This is a genomic window from Pseudomonas sp. NC02 (assembly GCF_002874965.1).
Lineage (GTDB): Bacteria > Pseudomonadota > Gammaproteobacteria > Pseudomonadales > Pseudomonadaceae > Aquipseudomonas.
Window position 1 is genome coordinate 5,634,550 of the sequence record NZ_CP025624.1, and the last position, 18,617, is coordinate 5,653,166.

Here is an 18,617-nt window from a genome sequence, read left to right on the forward strand (position 1 = left end):
CGTCTAAGCTTCAACCAAGTCCGATCAATCTACGTAAATGGATCAATCGACTATGGGCGCTTTATGGCAAAACGCTTCGACCAAGGCTGCGGTATCCACCGATAGCCCGGATGAACAGCCGTTGCCACAAAGCCCTCCTCCCCGCCGACGGTTGTGGTGGCGGCTGTTCTGGCTGGTGCTGCTGATTGCGCTGATCGCCCTGGGCTTTGCCGCCCTGCGGGAAATGCGCACTTCAAGGTTGCAGGCCAAGACCTTCTCCGACATTGCCTCAACCCTCACCTACCAAATGCATTCGGGCCCCAGCGATGCGCGGGTTTACCCTGGCGCCGGGCCCTTTGACAAGCGCCTGGGCTACAGCGCCCTCGGCGAGTTCCTGCCGCGCTTGATCAAGCGTGACTACCTGATCCAGGCTCAAGCGCGCTTCTCCCCCGACCTGATGGCCTACGCCCAGCGCGGCCTGTTCGTGCCCTACCCGGAAAAGATCCAGGCCGGCCTGACCATCACCGATTGCCGCGCCGCGCCGCTGTATCAGTTCACGTATCCACAACAGTTCTACCCAAGCTTTGCGGCGATCCCGCCGGTGGTGGTCAGCAGCCTGCTGTTTATCGAAGACCGCGACCTGCTGGACCCGAAAAACCCGCAACTCAACCCGGCCGTGGATTGGCCGCGCTTTGCCAAGGCCGCCTGGTCCCAGGTGGCGAAGCTCTTGCACCTGCCCGGCCAGACGGCAGGCGGCAGTACCCTGGCCACGCAGCTGGAAAAATACCGCCACTCGCCCGACGGCCTGACCCTGTCCGGCGGCGAGAAAATCCGCCAGATGATTTCTGCCAGCGTGCGCGCGTATCAGGACGGCCCGCAAACCCTTGCCGCTCGCCAGGACATCGTGCGCGACTACCTCAACAGCGTGCCCCTGTCGGCGGTACCCGGCCATGGCGAAGTGCACGGCATGGCCGAAGGCTTGCGCGTGTGGTACGGCGCCGACTTCAACCAGACAAACGCGCTGCTCATCGGCACCGACCCCAAACAGCTGTCGCAAAAGGGTCTGGCGTTGCGCGAGGTGCTGTCGCTGATGATCGCCCAGCGTCGCCCGTCTCACTATCTGTCCAAGGGCCACAAGGAACTGGCGGACCTCACCGACAGCCACATCCGCCTGCTCGCACAAAACAACGTGATCGACCCGGCGCTGGCCAGCGCAGCCCTCGCCAGCAAAGTCACCTACCGTGACTGGCAGCAACAACCGACGATCCAGCCAATCGAAACCAACAAGGGCATCAGCGTCGCCCGCACTCGCCTGGCCGCCCTGCTCAACCAGCCGCTGTACGACCTCGACCGACTCGATCTCTCTGCCACGAGCACCTTGCAAGCCGACCTGCAAAGCCAGGCCAGCACGTACCTCAAGCAACTCGCCGACCCCACTTTCGCCGCGCAGATCGGCCTGCTCGGGCCCACGCTGCTGACGCCCGCCAGCACCGCTCAGGTTCGCTACAGTTTCAACCTCTACGAGATGACACCCGACGGTGCCCGCGTGCGCGTGCAAACCGACAGCACCGACCAGCCATTCGACATCAACGAAGGCAGCAAGCTGGAACTGGGTTCAACCGCCAAGCTGCGGGTGATGACCACCTACCTGCAAATCGTCAGCGAGCTGCACGACAAATACGGCGCGATGCCGGCTGCCCAGTTGCGCAAGATTCCGGTGGACGACCAGGACCGCATCACCCGCTGGGCCCTCGATTACCTGATCCAGAACAGCGACCGCAACCTGCCGGCCATGCTCGACGCCGCCCTCAATCGCCAATACTCGGCCAACACCGGCGAAGGCTTTTTCACCGGCGGCGGCATGCACCACTTCCACAACTTCCGCAGCCAGGACAACGGCCGCAATCCCACCTTGATCGAGGCCCTGCGCGAGTCCATCAACCTGCCGTTCATTCGCTTGATGCGCGACCTGGTGCGCTACACCACCTACCAGGGCCCGAACAACAGCGCCGAGTTGCTCAAGGACGACAACGACCCGCGCCGCCAGGAATACCTGGCCCAGTTTGCCGACCGCGAGGGCACTACGTTCCTGCTCAAGTTCTGGAAAAAGTACCGCAACAAAGATACCCAGGCGCGCCTCGATACTTTCCTCGATGGCATGCACCCCACCGCCATCCGCCTGGCCGCCGTACACCGCTACCTGCTGCCCAACGCCAGCCAGGCGAGTTTCAACAGCTTCGTCCGCTCGCACTTGAGCAGCGTCAAAAGCCCTGAAAAACTCACCGACGAGCGCCTCGAAAAGCTCTACCAGAATTACGGCCCCGGCGCCTACGACCTGCCTGACCAAGGCTATATCGCCAAGGTTCACCCGCTGGATCTGTGGCTGATGGGCTACCTGCTGAACAACCCCGACGCCACCTTCACCCAGGCCACCGCCGCCAGTGAACACGAGCGCCAGGAGGTTTACAGCTGGCTGTTCAAGAGCCGCCACAAGAGTGCCCGCGACAGCCGCATCCGCACCATGCTGGAGATCGAAGCGTTCCTCGATATTCACCAGCGCTGGCAAAAAGTCGGCTACCCCTTCGACCATCTGGTGCCGTCGCTTGCCACGGCCATCGGCAGCTCCGGCGACCGCCCGGCGGCCCTGGCGGAACTGGTGGGGATCATCCTCAACGATGGCGTGCGCCAGCCCACCCTGCGTATCGACAGCCTGCGCTTTGCCGCCGACACCCCGTACGAAACCCGCTTGGTCAACGACCCCAATCGCGGCAAGCGCGTGATGCCTTCCGAGGTGGCCACGGCACTCAAGGGGGCGCTGTCCCAGGTGGTGGACGCGGGCACTGCACGGCGCGTGTCCGGCAGTTTCAAACTGGCGGACGGTACGCCTTTGGCCATGGGTGGCAAGACCGGTACCGGCGACAACCGGATCGAAGCCATCGGCGCCGGCGGGCGGATTCTCAGCTCCAAGGCGATCAACCGCACGGCGACCTTCGTGTTCTACATCGGCGAGCATCATTTCGGCACGTTGACCGCCTTCGTCCCCGGCGCTTCGGCCCAGGGTTTCAAGTTCACTTCGGCGTTGCCGGTACAGGTACTCAAGGGCATGGCGCCGATTCTTACGCCCTATCTGCAACCGGGCAACAACAGCTTATGCAGCGTGCGCTGATGGGCCTATCCCTGCGCTTTTCACTTGCGGATTACTGAGGGATCCGCCGCGGTTTCCACCCACTATTCAAACTTATCCGCAGCCGTGCCGGTGCATAGACTCAAGCCTTCTTTTTGAGCTCTACAGGTTGCCCCCATGGCCGACATACCCGACCAGTCCCTGCACCACGCGTTTATCGAAAACGCCCTGCCGCACTGGCTGAAAACCACCTCGCCACTCCGCCTGTGCGCACTCAACGACGTCGCCCACCAAGGCATCCGCCACTATCCCCATGCCAGCGCCAGCCAGCATCAAGCGCTCAAGCCCGCGATCGCCGCACACTGGCAGCAGCAGGCTGCGATGGACCAGCGATTCCAGGCATTGACCGACGTGTACGCCTTCGCCGAACCGCTGCTGAAAAATGCCTTGAAGGCCTATGGCGAGATTGACGTCAGAACCACCTGCCTGCGGCTGTATGCCAGCGCCAAAGTTGCCTGGTGGGTGCACGATTTCAATCGTGGGGAGCAAAGCAAAACCCTGTCGCTGCTGGACGTCGCGCTGGCCAACTTTGCCGCCTCGGACACCTTCGTCGACTACGCCTTCCTGTCCGCCGAAGACCCACGCGGGCAGCGGGATACACTGACCTTGCGCCACTCCATCACCGGCGCGTTATTGACCGCTGAACAGTTCAAGCACATCTGCCGCACCCTGGACCTGGGCGCCCGCTACCAGAAAAGCCTGCGCCAGGCCCTGGGGTTCTATGACCCGGCGGTGACCCGGGCCGTGCGCCTGCAGATGATTGCCACTCAGAAGACTGCCCTGGGTACGGCGGCGCACCTGGCCTTGATCAACCGGGACATCGACGCCGATGCCCACGGCGCCGTGCTCGACCTGATCGCCGGCCGCGTCGCGCTGCTGGACGGTCAGGCGCTTGGATGCCATACCCTGAGCCTGATGAACACGGCATTGACCGGCATCCTGTTGCTGTTTGTCCCGCAGCCCACCCGACCCGTCGGCAAGGTGCTGGTGTACATCCCCGCAGACCCCGAACACCCTCTGAAGCAATACCCTTCGCCTGCGGCCTTCCTCAGCCACCTCACGGAAAAACTGCGGGACAGCCAGCGCTACCAGACCTTCTTCAGCCAGTTCATCGACCACGCCAGGCGCGGTGAATTCTTTGCCGGGCTCAATACACGCTTGAGCCGTGTGCGCTGGCATCAAACCGCCCACACCGACCCGCGTCCCAGCTGGCGCGACACCCCGACCACCCAGCCAAACCTGCAATTCAGCGTGCAGGCTATCGGTGACGATCACATCAATCGCTCAACGCTCGCCGCCGAAAATGACCTGTGGAATTACCAGTACCGCCTCAAGTTGAACAAGATCGTCAACGATGCCCTGGACATCGCCGTGCCCACCGCCACCGCCGACCGCCACGCGCGCTGGGCCTGGTGGGACAACCTGGAAAAAATCCTCGGGGATATCTTCAATGCGGCGCTGCTGGTGCTGACGCCCTTCGTGCCGCTGCTGGGTGAAGCGATGCTCGCCTACAGCCTGTACCAGATCACCGACGAGGTGTTCGAGGGGATTGTCGATTGGGCTCAGGGGCGCGGTGCCGAGGCGGCGGAGCAAGTGGTCGCGGTGGCCGACAGCGTGATCCAGTTTGCCTTGTTCGGTGCTGCCAGCCAGTTGGGCCATGTCGCACGGCTCAAGCTCAGCCCCTTCGTCGAAGGCTTGCGCCCGGTGGTGCGGCCCGACGGCAGCACGCGCCTGTGGCACCCGGATATTGCGCCCTATGCTGTGAAACACCTCGACCAGCCGCCCATTGTCGACGGCCTGCACACCCATCGGGGCAAGCAGATCCTCGCGCTGCAAGGTGCTCACTTCGAAGTGCAGGCAGACCCTGAAACCGGCGACACGCGTATCGCTCACCCGGAGCGCGCCAACGCCTATCAACCCCTGGTGCGGTTCAACGGCGACGGCGCCTTCGTACATGAAGCCGAGCAACCGCGCACCTGGGACAGCGCCACGCTGATGCGCCGCCTGGGGCCGCGCACGGCGCCCTTCAGCAACCAGCAACTGCAGCAGATGCAACGCATCAGCGGTGCCGACGACGGTGTGCTGCGCAACCTTTACATGCAAAACCGGCCGACCCCGCCGCTGCTGGAAGCGACCCTCAATCGCTATGAAGCCCAGCGCGCTGCCACACAGACCGTGCACACCATTCGCGCCGGCGCACCGCTGCCGCTGGATGCGACGTCCGCCTGGTTCGAGCAGACCATCACCGAGCTGCCGGGCTGGCCCCAAACCAAGGCATTGGAAGTGTTCGTGCGCTCGGACAAGAGCGGTGACTCCCACAAGTACGCCAACCCGCAGGCATCGCCGGCCGACACGCTGCAATTGAGCTTGGCCGAGGTGATGTCCGGCGAGTTGCCGGCGCGGGTGCTGGAGTTTCTCGATGAGCCGTCGATCAGGCACCTGCTGGGCGGCGACGTGCTGCAAGCACTGCGCGTGCAAACCTTGCGCGATCAACTGGCGGACTCGGTGGCGCGCCAGACCGGTGACATCGCCGACTACATCCATCAAGCCCGCCAGGTCAGCGCCGATCCCCATGGACGCCGTTTGCGCGAACAGGTCAGCCCGCTGGACCGGCCGCTGGCCGACACCCTGCTGGCCGGCACAACCCCGGCCGAACGGCAAACCCTGGACCACCACGTACCGCTGCGCCTGCTCAATCAGGCCAGGGAACTGAGCTTCGCCCAGCACAGTGTCCAGGCCTACGCGGGGTTCTTCCCGCCCTGGGCGATCACCGAAGGTACCGAGCGCCTGGTGCTCAATACCCTCAAGCGCTACAGCGATGGCTTTGGCGACCTGCACCTGCAAATCCGCGATCGCCTGGTCAGCGGTACGCTGCGTTGTGAAGCCGGGCCGGCCGATGCCCGCCGGCGCCGGGTGCTGGTGCGCCAGAACGACATGGGCTACGAACTGTTCGATCAGCAGGGCCAGCGCCTGCATGGGCCGGATACCCTGTATGAATGCCTGTTGCGCGCGCTGTCCGAAGCGCAGCAACGTGAACTGGGCTACCGGCCCGGCCAGGGCGCCGGGCTCAAGCATTGGCTGATGGAAACCCTCGAACCCCTGGCCGAACGGCGCCGAGTGCTGGCCGAGCCACCGCTGCGCAGTACGGCAGATGTGCAGACCACCACCCTGCTCGGCGGCGCGGCCCTCGGCGGGTTGCGCCGCGCCCAGGAGCACCTGGGCCAGGCCCGCGCCCGGGAGGTGCTGGCCAGTCTGTTCCCGACCCTGGAGGAGGAACGCCTGCAGCGGTTCCTCAATGAGATCGGCCCGGGGCTGAACAACGATGTCCTCAATCGCCTGGTCCTGCAGCGGCACAACCTGTACCGGGAGCTGGAGCAATGGAAGCGCCTGCCCGGCCCCCATCCCAAAAACAGCCGCATGGCCCGGGAGGAAAAACTGCGTAAAAATATCATTGCGCACAAACTCTATCGCTGCTGGGAAGACCGCCTCGCCGAGCACCGCGACGACTTGGGCCAGGTGCAGAGCGGCGCGAGCCTGGACCTCAGCGCCCTCGACCTGCCCGGCAGCCTGCCGCTGCTGGGCAATGGTTTCGAGCACGTCACCCAACTGAAGCTGGCCAACTGCATGTTCAACGACAGCCAGTGGCCCTTTCTGCAGGCATTCCCGTCCCTGCGGGAGCTGGACGTCAGTGCGAACGAACTGACGCGGCTGCCCGAGCCCATCGCCAACATGCGCTACCTGCGCGACCTCAACCTGGGGGAAAACCAGATCACGCTGCTCAACGGCGACGTTGCGCGCCTGAAAAACCTCAAGCACCTGCGCAACCTGAACCTGTACCGCAACCCGCTGACGCAGCCACCGAACATCTCGAAAATGCCGCACCTGCGCCGCCTGTTCCTGAGCCGCACCCCCATCACCCAATGGCCCACCGGGCTGTTTGCCCACCCACGGGAGGAGGGTTTCCTGCTGGACCTGAGCCAAACCCGGATTGATCATGTGCCAGCGCTCATGGCCGATAGCGCCGAGGCCCGGACCGTCGCCCATACCCGCCTGGACCGCAACACCCTGCTCAACGACCAGCGCCTGCTGTACGAGCAGTACCGCGAAGCCGCCGGACTGGACCCCAACCGCAGCTATGAACCCCGTGGAGAGAGCGGCCCGTGGCTGGAACGGGTCAGGCCGCCGTTACTGGGCAGGCGCCAGGAGCTGTGGCAAGCGGTGGAGCGCGAGCACGGCTCCCAGGGTTTGTTCGAGGTGATCAAGGCCCTTGAAGCGCCCGACTTCTTCCAGCGGCCCCAGGACATGGACACCTATTGGGACAATCTTGAAACGTTGCGCGAGCGCGTCTGGCGTTTGCTGGAGGCGGCCCACAACGATACGGCGCTGCGTGAAAAGCTGTTCAAGATGGCCAGTTTTCCCGGCCTGTGCGCCGACGGCAGTGCACAGATTTTCAATGACCTGGGCATCGAAGTGCTGGTCAGCGAAGCCCAGCGTTACTCCGCCTCGGCCAGCGAGCGCGAGGGCAAACTGGTGACGCTGGCAAAGGGCAATGCACGGCTCAAGCAATTGAACCGCATCGCCAGCGAGGACATTGCCCATCGGCTCAAACCCGAAGCCGAAGGCGGCCTCGGCCAATGGCTGCGTTCGCAACGACGGGAGGGCGTGATGGGTAACGTGGACGACGTGGAGGTCTACCTGAGCTACCAGACCTCCCTGGCCAAGCGCCTCGACCTGCCCTGGCTGTCGGAACACATGCTGTACCGCGACACCGGCGACGTAAAACCCACGCAGATCGAACAGGCCTACAGCACGGTGCTGGAGCTGGGCGAAGGCGATGGCCTGGTCAACCAGATGTTGCTGGAGCCCTATTGGGAACAGTACCTGCACGACCACCACCCGAACACCCTTGAGGCCAATGCCCGGCATTTCGACGAACAATGCGCACGCCTTGATGAACTGCAGGAAGCCCAGGCCAGGCTGGCCCAGGCCAACGGCTTACCCGCCGAGCAGAAGGAAGCGTTGAGGCTCACGCTGATCGGCCTCGCCGACGCCCTGGGTGTACCGCACCCGCAGGTGCTGACCGGGCAACCCATGACGGACGACAGCTACAACCTGCTGCTCAACGAACTGGGCTACCGCGAAAAACAATGGATGCGCGAGTTGACCCACCAGGCTTTGGAACGCCACAGCCAACAACGTAACCGCGTCACGCGCCAGGTCTGACCGTATGGGTGTGTCATGGCACCCCCATTACCAGTACGCCGCTGCCGTTCAACGGCCCCTCGACAGGCAGGGACCCCGCCTGCTTGACCAGGGCGAACGTTACAACGTCGCTCCCGGAACTGTTGGTGATACGGGTCAGGAACGAGCCATTGACTCGAACCGCAGTCCCCTGACGGACAAGGGCCGTGCCCACGTTCGGATTGCTCATCACCAGCGCATTGGCGTTGAACGAGGACGGCGTGCCTTTGTAGGTAATGGTGATCGGCGTGGTAATCCCCGGGTCCGGGCACCGGTAGGTGAGCGTGCGATCGGTACGAACGGTGGTTGATACGGGGTCGGTGCCTATCGCCCTCTGGTGCACGTTGCCGAAGTTGATTTCGATCGGTTGGTTATTGTTGATCGTGCACGACGACGGGGAGATGGTGAAGTCGTTGTTGGCGATGTACGTAAGCTGCAGGCTCGTGGAAAAGGAATCGTAGTTGTTGGTCTGGTCGAGACGTAACACGCCCAGAGTGTCACCTATTCGAATGTCGATCGGGTTGGTCGGGTTGTTGCGGATCAATATATAAGGGATGACATCGATCGGGATCGGAGACGTATTGTTAGGCATGGTCGCGATCCTGATACCCGCCTGGATAGGCGTGTTCCAATAACTGCCATTGATACGCAAGCCGGTCGTCTGGCTGACGAACTTCGGACCAGGCGACCAGGCCGGGCCGATCCTCGTCCCGGTGGCCCAGTAGTCCTGCCGTCCATCCGGGGTATAGCTGTCCGGTTCAAACCGGCATTCGATCCTCACCCCGGACAGGAGAATGCGCGGCTCATTCACCTCCAGCCGCACATTCACCGGAACCTGCAGGTTCAACGTCCCGCCAATGCTCACCCGTTGCCAATTGCCGCCATTGACCCGGCAATCAGCCGCTTTCACGGTCGTCGTGACGCCAGCCAAAGCAAGCAGCACAACGGCTCCAAATAGTCGTTTCATGTTGTTCTCTTTCATCCCATGCATAACGGTTTAGCGTTACGGATAATCCAGCGTAAACGTCGAAGTCACACGGTAGCTGCCGTGCCCGATGGTCTTGTCCCGCAGGGCATCCGGCTCACCCTGCACATAGGCCTTGAGCAGGATGACGTTGTTGCCGGGGCTCAATTTCTGTTCGTCGCCGACCTTGTTCACCGGCACCGGCTTGTCGCTCAGTGTCTCCAAACCCAGCCCGATACCAGAGGCACCGCTGCCACCGTCCAGCGCAAACAAACCGGGCAGCGCGCGGTTTTCCGCACCGTTGAACAGGATGGTCACCGAGTCGCTGATGGTGGTATTGCAGTCATCCAGGTGCAGGGTGAAACGTTTGCCCACTGAGCGTGTGTTGATGTAGAGGTGCTTGCTGGTCAGGTCCCACAGCTCCAGGGTGATGGCTTCATCGCCCGGGCGGATGGTGCAGGCCTGTTCCACCAGGTTGCCCTTGAACCTCAGGTTGTCCACCGCCTGCGCCGTGGCCGCCAGGCCGAAGGTCAGCAGCAGGACCAGGCCCTTATGAATCATTGCGTGTCGCATACACTCAACTCCTACTGGTATTCAGCCAACAGCGTGGCCACCGCCGTGAACCCTTGGGCCTTCAGGACCGAACCCGGCCGTTTGACCGGCACCACTTCCAAGGTCGGCGGTGCCGCCAGGCTGATGTCCAGCGGCGTGTTGAGGCGAAACGGCGCGTTGTTCTGGTACAGCCGAATGCCCAAGTCAGGCGCAGTGGTCTGCAGGGCCGCGTTATCAAAGCTTGTCTCTGCGCCCTTGACGCTCAACTTCAACAGCCACGGCAGCGTGGAGGCGCCGCAGCGGATGGTGTAGCCGACGGCCCTGCGATATTTCACGCCATCGACACGCTTGGTGCCGACATCCCCGAAATCGACTTCAATCGTGCTGCCCGAATCAATCGTGCAGGGCGGCGGCTCGTTCAGCGTTCCGTTGAACGTCAGGTTGGCCGACGCAGCACTGAAAAAGCCGAAGCAACACAAGCCGAGCAACGTTCGCTGTGGCCAACATTTCATTGATCGTTTCCTCATTATTGGTACTCGATCACGAGGGTGGCGGCGGTCGCAAATGCCCCGCCCGTCAGCGTGCTGCCTGCGCGCTTGACCGGCACCGCCTGCACGACCGGAAAGGTCGGATGGGTAAACCTGAGCGGCGTATTCAGCGGCCAGTCCGCCCCATTGGCGAAGAGCTTGACCCCCAGGTCGGTCTTGGGGGTCGAGAGCACTTTGTTATCAAACCCGGCTGCCGCGCCCTTGAGTTCCAGGGTCATCGCGTTGCTGTAAACGGGAGGACTGCAGGTGACGGTATACGGCACGTCCCGTCGATAATTCACGCCATCAATCCGTGACGTCAGCAGGTCATTGCCGAACGGCACATTCAGCGTGCCGCCGCTGTTGATCACGCATGGCGGCGGCGCGATGATCACCGCGCGGATCGTCAGGTTGGTATCGGCCTGCACGCCCTGGCTGACCGCCCACAGCAGTCCCGCACCGATAAAAATGGCCCACGGGCCGGTTAACCTGGTCATTGTTCTGCCCTTACTCATAATTGAGCCTGAAATCCACCACGGCCCGGAATGCACCGCTGGTCAGGGGTGCCGGGGTGCGCGTGGGCTGGACGTTCCAGGTCTGCGTGTTGCGGCCCAAGGGCAAGAACAATGGCTCCCCCCTTGAACCCAGCTGTACATCGCGCCCCTGGGAATCGGTCAGGCGCAGGCCCATCCCGGTGATGCCTTGCACCTTGACCAGCCGTGAATCGTCGGCATCGGCTGGTGCGATGAACGCTACCGAGAGCACCGGTTGATAAGCACTCCATGTCAGGTTCCCCGTGCGCTCACTGGCGATGCGGCCGGCGGTGCGCCGACAATCCTCGAACAGCAGTTGAAAGGCCACGGAGGTCGCCTGGTCACCCGGCCGTTGCAACTGGCTGGCCGATACCGGGCCCAGGTCGATCGTCTGGTGCAGGGATGCCATCTCCAGGCTGCAGGGGGTTTCATGCATGGACCCGAGAATGTTGAGCATCCCGACCATGCCCTCCACATCCTCGTCATCCGCGGCGTGCGCCGGCCCCATCAGGGCCAGCAACAGACCGCCCAAGACCTTCACTGTGTGCAACTTCATGACGTTCTCCGGCAGCAGGCACTACTGATTGGCCACAGACAGTTGCGTGTTCACCTTGCATGTCTCGCCACTGCAGGTGAACGCCAGCAGCGGACGGCCACCGTAATCATTCACGTAGGACAAATAGGGGGTGGTGCCGAGCTCCTTGGCAGTCGGCCCCAGGGCCTGCGTGCCTTTGGGCGGGACCATCACCGGCTCGAAGCCCGGTATGGTCTTGCCGTCCTTGCTGCTGCGCGCATCCACCAGGGTCACGTAGTAAGGCGTGGGGTTATTCACCTGGTAGTGATCGCCTTGCCGGGTAAGGGTCAGCTTTTCCTGCCATGGGTTGGACAGGTCCTGCTGGGTGGGGGTAATTGCCTGCGGCCGGTAAAACAATTTGATCCGGGTTTGCAGGGCGATTTGCAGGGTGTTGGGCTTGTCGCTGCGCGGCGGAATTTCCCGCAGGTTGAAGTAGTAGACCGTCTCCCGATCCTGGGGCAGCGATTTGGCGGCCGGCAACGCCTGGACCTTTACCTGGCTCTGCTTGCCGGGCTCCAGGCGTTGGACCGGTGGCAGCACGATCAACGGCGAGGTGATCTTGTTGCCCTCTTCATCCTCGATCCAGCCCTGGGCCAGGTACGGCAACTGGGGGTTGTTGTTGGTGATGTTGACGCTGGTTGCGTCTTTGCCACCGTCGAAAATCACGCGGGTACGGTCCAGGCCGACAGCGGCGTTGGCGCTCTGGCTCAAGACCGCCAGCAGCAGTGCATAGGTAAAACGTGTGCTGTGTTTCATGAGGATGGGTTCTCCATAGTGTTTCGCTGGCCGGTCAGGGTGGCTGGCTCGGGTGAGGCTTGATCGACGGCTACCCTCTGGCAGCGCAGTTGCAGGGCATCGGTGAACGCATCCGTTGGCAACTCGACGGGCAGCGTCAGGACGCAGCGCTCGGTGCCGCCCCAACTGACGATCATCTGCTCGCCGGCCTGAATGCCGCTCAGGTAGACATCCCCGCCGTCATTCACCACCCCGGTGTCCTGCTTCTTGCGGTTTTTCACCGTGGCGCCGAAGGGCGGTGCGCTGCCATCCGGCAGGCGAAGAACCGCCATGGCTTTCTGGCCGGAAATCACTTCCAGGGATCGGTAGCCAATGGCCCCTTCGGTGAGGGTCAGTTGCGTCACGGATTGAGTGGCCTCGACATCGCTGGGCAATTTCTCCAGGTCAACACTGGCCGCCGTACGCTGGTAGCTGGTGATGTCGGAGATGACCGCCTTGCCGAACGCGTTGCTGCGGGTCGGCGTGCCGTAGCCCCGCACGGGCACATCGGGCACACCGGCGGTATCGACCAGCAGCCGGGTTCCGCCGGTACTGGTGGTTCGATGCAGCGCCCCGCCGTAAGGCGTGAGCGTGCCGCCGCCACGCACGGATGCGCTGAGGGTGCGGTTATTGCCTTGTTGCGTCGTGGCGCTGAGGTCGATGTCGGCCTGGTCACCAATATGGCTCAGGTAGCCGCTGGCCGAGGTGTCGCTGGCACTGACCTGGTAGCTGTTACGTTCATCCAGGCGATCGGCGTAGCGTGTGGTAAAGCTGTTTTTGCCGCCGGCCCTGTTGGCATCCATCGACAGGGTGCCGGTGGGGCCCAACGGCAGGCTGACCGTCAGCGCTGCTCCGTTGTCCTTATATTGGTATTCATGGGTGCGATATAAATTCAGCGACAGGCTCATGTTCCTGACAGAGCCCACGTTGAAGTAACGAGACGCCGACAGGTTCCAGCGCTGGGTGTCCGGCCGGTTCCAATAGGTTTGTTTGTTGTAGCTGGCATACACCGTGGTGTTCAGATCGCGGAACTGTTTGTTCACCGTGACCGTATACAGCGCCTTGTTACCGCCAATGGGTTTCCAGTGTTCAATGAAGTTACCGTCTTCATCGAACACGCCGCGCCCACCCAATTCACCGTTCAGCCCATAGTGCCGAGCATCCAGGTATTGGCTCATGCTCAAGTAGTTCTTCTCGGAGAACCGGTAACCGGCGAAGGTGACCTGGCTGTCGTACTCTTCAAAGTTCTTGGAATATTGAAGGCGGTAGGATTTGCCCGAAAGTGTCTGGTTCCACAGGCTGGCGCGAGACTGGGTGACGTCCAGGGAAACGGCCCCGAACGCCAGCAAATCCCGCCCCGCCCCCACCGACAGCGCACGGTAGTTGTTATCCGTTATCGCACCGCCCAGCAGCGACCAACCATTGCTGATTCCCCAGGAAAATTCGCCGGTGCCGAAAAAGTCACCGTGGGAGTGGTACTGCAGGTTGGACGGTCGCCCGGCAGACAGCTTGTAACGGACCTGCCCGGGACGCGTCAGGTAGGGAACGCCGGCCGTATCGAGCTGGAATTTCTGTACCGAACCGTCCTGCTCCTCGACCCGCACATCCAGCGTGCCGGACACGGCGTCGTTAAGGTCCTGGATCCGAAAAGGGCCTGCCGCCACCAGCGTTTCATAGAGCACACGCCCCTGCTGGCTGATGACAACCTTTGCATTGGTCTTGGCCACCCCGACCACTTCCGGTGCATAGCCCCGCAGGTTGGGCGGCAGCTGGCTTTCGTCTGACTTGAGCCCGGCACCGGTAAAGCGGAAGCTGTCGAACAGGTCCGAATACAGGTAGTCCTCGCCCAACACCAGGCGTGCCTTCAGCGCAGGAATGGCGCGATATGCGTAATAGCGACTCCACTCCAGTTTTTGCCGGCTGGCCTGCGCCTCGCGGTCTTTCTCGACACGCCCTTGCCAATCCGCCCGCAGGCGCCAGGCCCCGGCATTGGCCCCGAGTGTGCCGTTACCGCTGAGGTCATTGCGCGTACCGTCACCTTTGCGGTAGCTGGACTGCGCCGTCATGTTGTAGTCGACCAGCAGCCCCGGCACCCCCTCGTCCCAACGTGACGGCGGGTCCCAGTTGATGGCGCTGTATTCCAGGTAGGCCTGGGGAAGGTTGATGTCCAGGGTGGACGTGCCCAGGTCGGCACTGACTTCCATGCCGGGCAAGCCCGTGACATCCAGGCACTGCCCGCCCTTCCACCACTTCAGCTGGTCAGCACCGGACGCCTTGAGGCCCAGTTGCTCGACAAGCTCGCGCGATAAACAGGGCACACTGCCTTTGGGATCATCATCGGGGGCAAAGAACGCCACCGATTGTTCAGATATAGGTTGGGTATTGAGCTGGACCACCATCGAGTAGGTGCCAGGCAAGATAAACCCACTGCGTGCAAACTGAGACAGGTCAATATTGGAGCGATCAATCAGATCAAGAACGTCGGTATTAAACTCAATATCCCCGGCGCCCATTGCAGTTCCAGCCAGTGATATCAACCCGCCAAAGAGGCTGGGGCGCAGCGTATTCATGACTTTCGACGTATTCAACATACACGCAACTCAATCTTCAAAAGTATTCCAACTTGAACCGCACTGCCGCGCGGTGAGCCCCTGCCAACAGCGGCACTCCGTTGCCCACCAGGCGGAGCCTGTAATGAAGTGTCATGTCGCCATCAACCACCGGCAGCAGCGCCATCGGCACTCCCGGCACACTCACCTGGCCAGCGGCGTCCTCAATATGGAAAGCAACCCCCTGCGAGGCCCCAAAGGCCGCAAAGGTGCGCCCGCCCATATCGCTGGGCCCGTCGAACGTCACGCGAAGATGCTCCCAGTCCGGCAGCGTTTCGCCGGGGCGCAGCGGGTCGGGACGCGTCACGGTGCAGTTGACCAGCCGTAGCTGGAACGGCTGCATTTGCCCCGCGCCCTCTCGCAACAGGCGGCCGATGGGTTCGGGAGGCATGTCGATGGTCTGATCGGCAGTGACCGCTTCCAGCCCGCAGGCCGAGTCGATGATCTCGCCTCCCAGCGTGACGAGCCCATCGCCTTGCACACGCGTCTGCGCGGCATCACAAGGGCTGATGAACAACGTCAATGAAGAGGCAATAGCGAGACTTATGAATGTTTTCACCTTGATCTCCCGCCAGTTTTCCCCCGCCACCAGTGGTGGCGGGGGAAACACTTACTGATAAGCCAAGGTGAAGTTGGTGACCGCGCTGAAATCACCAGGAACGATGTCGCCTGTCGCCTGGCCTTGTACGTAGGCGCCGAACTGCAGGGTGTTATTACCGGCAACAATGGCCTGCGGAGTGGTTGGCACGCCCAGCTCAATCGCTTTGCCGCCGTGGGTCATCATGATGCCGATGCCGCCCGCGCTGCCGACCGTGCCGATGCCGCCAGGCACAACGCTGGACGGTGCACCGGTGAAGGTAGTGGTCACGGTGTTATCGGTGAGGCCAGACAGGTCGCACCCTTCAAGCTCGATCGCCACGGGGCGGGCGGTGGACTTGCCGCCGGATTGCAACTGATGCTTTGCAATAGCGCCAAGTGCAACTGACTGATCCACAGACTCAGGCTTGATAGAGCAAGCACCCGAATGGACCGAACCGGTAAATGTAATCGTCCCGTCCGCCGCATTAGCAACAGAGATCGAACCCGCCAACAGGCCGACAGTCAACAGCGCAGCTTTTACTTTAGTCTTCATTTGCAGAGGCTCACATGTATTAAAAATCAAAACGAAATCCTGGCTTAGTTACGCACAGGACTTAATTAACCCAGCGCCAGAACAATTTCCCGAAGCAATGGAAATCGGATGCTTTCCAATTACTTGTATTGCAATTCAGGAGTTCGTTCGAGGCCGGGCAATTATCCATTTCGATTTTGAATATGAAAGCCGGTCGATTCGCTTATTCACGTAGCCTTGTCACACCAAGACACATAGGAAAATTATGGCACTTTGCCAAAACTTTTGAATCAACCGTAAGAAACGGACTACATCAACTTAACGAGAATGATTTAGTGCAGAACAAGTCCGTAAGAATAGGATTACATATTATAAAAAACAACAGTAATTACTGGGGCACGCCAACTAACAAGTTGGCGAATATGTCGAAAGGGTCAGTGCGCTGATCGGCCCGTTTCGAGTCCCGTCTCACAAGACGCGAGATGACCGTTCGTCTGCCGAGGTTGCGGCGGCAATAAGATATATCTTACGTTGTATCTAAACCAAACGAGAGCACCCGAAATGAGAGACCATCATTCACACCGCGACCCCGGTGACAGCCGCGACGGCTTCGACAAACGTCCAGGCCGCGAGCGCGGCGGCCGTGGCCCACGGGTCTTCGCGCCCGGCGACCTGAAACTGCTGCTGCCGGCGCTGATCGCCGAACAGCCGTGCCATGGCTACGACCTGATTCGCCGGATCGAGACCCTGTTCGACGGCGCCTACAGCCCCAGCCCCGGCGTGATCTACCCCACGCTGACCTTTCTCGAAGAAAGCGAATTGATTACCGGCGACGCCGAAGACGGAAAAAAACGCTACACAATCACCGACGCCGGTCGTCTCTTCTTAAGCGAACAGGCGGTTGCCCTCGAAGGCATTCGCATGCGCATGGATGTGAGCAAACGTTCGCTGCGGGGCCAGGACCGTCCGCCGGAAATCCACGAGGCGGTGCATAACCTGCGCCACGCCTTGCATTCGCACCACGGGCGCTGGAGCCCGGAAGAAATCGTTCGTGTCGCGGCGCTGCTCAACAGCACCGCCCAAGCCATTGCCGACGGGAAAGCTCAATGAATACCCAAGCCATCCACCGCGTGACCCACGAAATCAAACGCCGCCGCCTCGAAGTCCTGCGGGTGGTCGACATCACCCCGCGCATGCGCCGCATCACCCTGGGCGGGCCGGAACTGGCGGGCTTTATCAGCCTGGGCAGTGACGATCACATCAAGCTGCTGTTCCCACAGAACGCCGCCGAACAAGCGGCGCTGGACAGCCCCGACTTCAACCTGCGCGGCGACGGCCCGCAACCCGCCATGCGCGATTACACCCCACGCCGGTACGACCTGGACATCGGCGAGCTGGACATCGACTTCGTGCTGCATGGCGATGGCCCTGCCTCCACCTGGGCCGAGCAGGCCAAGGTCGGTCAGCACCTGCACATCGGCGGGCCGCGTGGCTCGATGATCGTGCCGGATATCTTCGACAGCTACCTGTTGATCGGCGATGAAACCGCGATCCCGGCGATTGCCCGGCGCCTGGACGAATTGCCGGCGGGGCGCAAGGTATTGGCGGTGATCGAGATCGCCAATGCGGCGGAACAGCAGCCGCTGGCCAGCGCTGCCGAAGTGGAAGTGATCTGGGTGGTGCGCGGCCAGGATGACCTGCTCGAGACGGTGCAGAACCTGACGCTGCCGGGCGGTTCGCTGTACAGCTTTGTCGCCACCGAGAGCAAGCTCTCGCGCCAGGTGCGGCGGGTGCTGCTGGACACGCACAACGTCAATGAGGCATTCCTCAAGGCCGTGGGTTACTGGCAACAGTGATCCCTGTAGGAGCGAGCTTGCTCGCGAAGAACCTGAGAGCGCCGCGTTAAACCAGACACACTGCGTTATCGTTAACGTTCTTCGCGAGCAATCTCGCTCCTACAGATTTTATCCAGCCCCACCACCCCCAGAGCAATCAGCACAAACCCCACCAGAATCCCCCCGGCATTGATGAACACCTGTGGATAACCCAGGGTGTCCACGTTAATGAACGGGTACTGATACAGCCCCCACACATACCCGCGCAACAACGCATAGGCGAAGTACACCACCGGGTAAATCACCCACAGCCCGATGTGTTTGAGGCGCAGGCTGCCCTTGGGCACGCACCACCACCAATACGCGACAAACACCAACGGCATCACGTCGTGCAGCAACTCGTCCGCCACAAACTGCACCCCCGCAGGCTGCCACATGTGGCGCAACAACAGGCTGTAGGCGAGGCTGACCACGACAATGCTCACGGCAATCCCGCTGCTGACTACGGGCCCGAGGAAGAACCGGCTCGCCGCGGTTGGCCGTTGCACCCACGCATGGGTCAACACCACCGCCACCAGGGTGTTGGTGAGCACGGTGAAGAAGCTGAAGAAATTCACCAGGCCCGGCAACAGGCTGGCGCCATCGACCCAGCGGAAGTAGAAAATGATGTACTGCTGCAGCGCCAGGCCGGCCCAACCGCCGAGGGCTGCGAGGCCGATAAGGTGACGTTTCAC

General features: G+C 62.0%; 14 protein-coding genes. 4 read left to right on the top strand and 10 right to left on the bottom strand.

The window, feature by feature from the left end; translation table 11 throughout:
• The first annotated feature begins 52 nt into the window (after positions 1-52).
• Positions 53-3,145, top strand: coding sequence for a transglycosylase domain-containing protein (locus tag C0058_RS26495; RefSeq protein ID WP_102369846.1), 3,093 nt, complete (start codon positions 53-55; stop codon positions 3,143-3,145).
• A 135-nt stretch (positions 3,146-3,280) separates the two neighbouring features.
• Positions 3,281-8,386 (top strand): NEL-type E3 ubiquitin ligase domain-containing protein, encoded by a 5,106-nt coding sequence (locus tag C0058_RS26500; protein WP_102369847.1) that lies wholly within the window; start codon positions 3,281-3,283, stop codon positions 8,384-8,386.
• A 13-nt stretch (positions 8,387-8,399) separates the two neighbouring features.
• Here C0058_RS26500 and C0058_RS26505 read toward each other — a convergent pair whose 3' ends face one another.
• The 9 genes from C0058_RS26505 to C0058_RS26545 are packed head-to-tail and all read right to left on the bottom strand — an operon-like array spanning position 8,400 to position 16,069.
• Entirely contained in the window at positions 8,400-9,371 is a 972-nt protein-coding gene (locus C0058_RS26505) for a fimbrial protein (RefSeq protein ID WP_008435561.1), read from the bottom strand.
• 36 nt (positions 9,372-9,407) lie between these two features.
• Positions 9,408-9,941: a fimbrial protein gene (locus C0058_RS26510; protein ID WP_087692798.1), complete on the bottom strand. Its 534-nt coding sequence runs from the start codon at positions 9,939-9,941 to the stop codon at positions 9,408-9,410.
• Positions 9,942-9,952: 11 nt separating this feature from the next.
• Entirely contained in the window at positions 9,953-10,432 is a 480-nt protein-coding gene (locus tag C0058_RS26515; RefSeq protein WP_003216426.1) for a fimbrial protein, read from the bottom strand.
• 14 nt (positions 10,433-10,446) lie between these two features.
• Complete coding sequence (locus C0058_RS26520; protein ID WP_102369848.1) at positions 10,447-10,944, bottom strand: fimbrial protein; 498 nt, start codon at positions 10,942-10,944, stop codon at positions 10,447-10,449.
• Between the two features lie 10 nt (positions 10,945-10,954).
• Complete coding sequence (locus tag C0058_RS26525; RefSeq protein WP_003216422.1) at positions 10,955-11,536, bottom strand: fimbrial protein; 582 nt, start codon at positions 11,534-11,536, stop codon at positions 10,955-10,957.
• A 21-nt stretch (positions 11,537-11,557) separates the two neighbouring features.
• Positions 11,558-12,310, bottom strand: coding sequence for a fimbria/pilus periplasmic chaperone (locus tag C0058_RS26530; protein WP_003216420.1), 753 nt, complete (start codon positions 12,308-12,310; stop codon positions 11,558-11,560).
• Positions 12,307-14,919 carry an outer membrane usher protein gene (locus tag C0058_RS26535; RefSeq protein ID WP_158660304.1) on the bottom strand — a complete coding sequence of 871 codons (2,613 nt, stop codon included), beginning with the start codon at positions 14,917-14,919 and terminating at the stop codon, positions 12,307-12,309. The genes C0058_RS26530 and C0058_RS26535 overlap by 4 nt, the downstream gene beginning before the upstream one ends.
• 16 nt (positions 14,920-14,935) lie before the next feature.
• A complete protein-coding gene (locus C0058_RS26540) occupies positions 14,936-15,496 on the bottom strand; it encodes a fimbrial protein (protein ID WP_023659209.1) in 561 nt (186 codons plus the stop codon).
• A gap of 51 nt (positions 15,497-15,547) precedes the next feature.
• The gene (locus tag C0058_RS26545; RefSeq protein WP_023659208.1) at positions 15,548-16,069 is read right to left on the bottom strand and encodes a fimbrial protein; all 522 of its coding nucleotides are present in this window, start codon (positions 16,067-16,069) and stop codon (positions 15,548-15,550) included.
• Between the two features lie 540 nt (positions 16,070-16,609).
• On the opposite strand from C0058_RS26545, the gene C0058_RS26550 reads away from it, so the two are divergent.
• Both C0058_RS26550 and C0058_RS26555 read left to right on the top strand, forming a co-directional pair.
• Positions 16,610-17,158: a PadR family transcriptional regulator gene (locus tag C0058_RS26550; RefSeq protein ID WP_003216412.1), complete on the top strand. Its 549-nt coding sequence runs from the start codon at positions 16,610-16,612 to the stop codon at positions 17,156-17,158.
• A complete protein-coding gene (locus tag C0058_RS26555) occupies positions 17,155-17,904 on the top strand; it encodes a siderophore-interacting protein (protein WP_008435572.1) in 750 nt (249 codons plus the stop codon). The genes C0058_RS26550 and C0058_RS26555 overlap by 4 nt, the downstream gene beginning before the upstream one ends.
• 71 nt (positions 17,905-17,975) lie before the next feature.
• Here C0058_RS26555 and C0058_RS26565 read toward each other — a convergent pair whose 3' ends face one another.
• Positions 17,976-18,617: a Pr6Pr family membrane protein gene (locus C0058_RS26565; RefSeq protein WP_102369850.1), complete on the bottom strand. Its 642-nt coding sequence runs from the start codon at positions 18,615-18,617 to the stop codon at positions 17,976-17,978.

What these genes read in the sequence shown, in the direction of transcription:
- C0058_RS26495 (WP_102369846.1), top strand. Translation starts at nt 53, where the DNA reads ATGGGCGCTTTATGGCAAAACGCTTCGACCAAGGCTGCGGTATCCACC.
- C0058_RS26500 (WP_102369847.1), top strand. Translation starts at nt 3,281, where the DNA reads ATGGCCGACATACCCGACCAGTCCCTGCACCACGCGTTTATCGAAAAC.
- C0058_RS26505 (WP_008435561.1), bottom strand. Translation starts at nt 9,371, where the DNA reads ATGAAACGACTATTTGGAGCCGTTGTGCTGCTTGCTTTGGCTGGCGTC.
- C0058_RS26510 (WP_087692798.1), bottom strand. Translation starts at nt 9,941, where the DNA reads ATGCGACACGCAATGATTCATAAGGGCCTGGTCCTGCTGCTGACCTTC.
- C0058_RS26515 (WP_003216426.1), bottom strand. Translation starts at nt 10,432, where the DNA reads ATGAAATGTTGGCCACAGCGAACGTTGCTCGGCTTGTGTTGCTTCGGC.
- C0058_RS26520 (WP_102369848.1), bottom strand. Translation starts at nt 10,944, where the DNA reads ATGACCAGGTTAACCGGCCCGTGGGCCATTTTTATCGGTGCGGGACTG.
- C0058_RS26525 (WP_003216422.1), bottom strand. Translation starts at nt 11,536, where the DNA reads ATGAAGTTGCACACAGTGAAGGTCTTGGGCGGTCTGTTGCTGGCCCTG.
- C0058_RS26530 (WP_003216420.1), bottom strand. Translation starts at nt 12,310, where the DNA reads ATGAAACACAGCACACGTTTTACCTATGCACTGCTGCTGGCGGTCTTG.
- C0058_RS26535 (WP_158660304.1), bottom strand. Translation starts at nt 14,919, where the DNA reads ATGTTGAATACGTCGAAAGTCATGAATACGCTGCGCCCCAGCCTCTTT.
- C0058_RS26545 (WP_023659208.1), bottom strand. Translation starts at nt 16,069, where the DNA reads ATGAAGACTAAAGTAAAAGCTGCGCTGTTGACTGTCGGCCTGTTGGCG.
- C0058_RS26550 (WP_003216412.1), top strand. Translation starts at nt 16,610, where the DNA reads ATGAGAGACCATCATTCACACCGCGACCCCGGTGACAGCCGCGACGGC.
- C0058_RS26555 (WP_008435572.1), top strand. Translation starts at nt 17,155, where the DNA reads ATGAATACCCAAGCCATCCACCGCGTGACCCACGAAATCAAACGCCGC.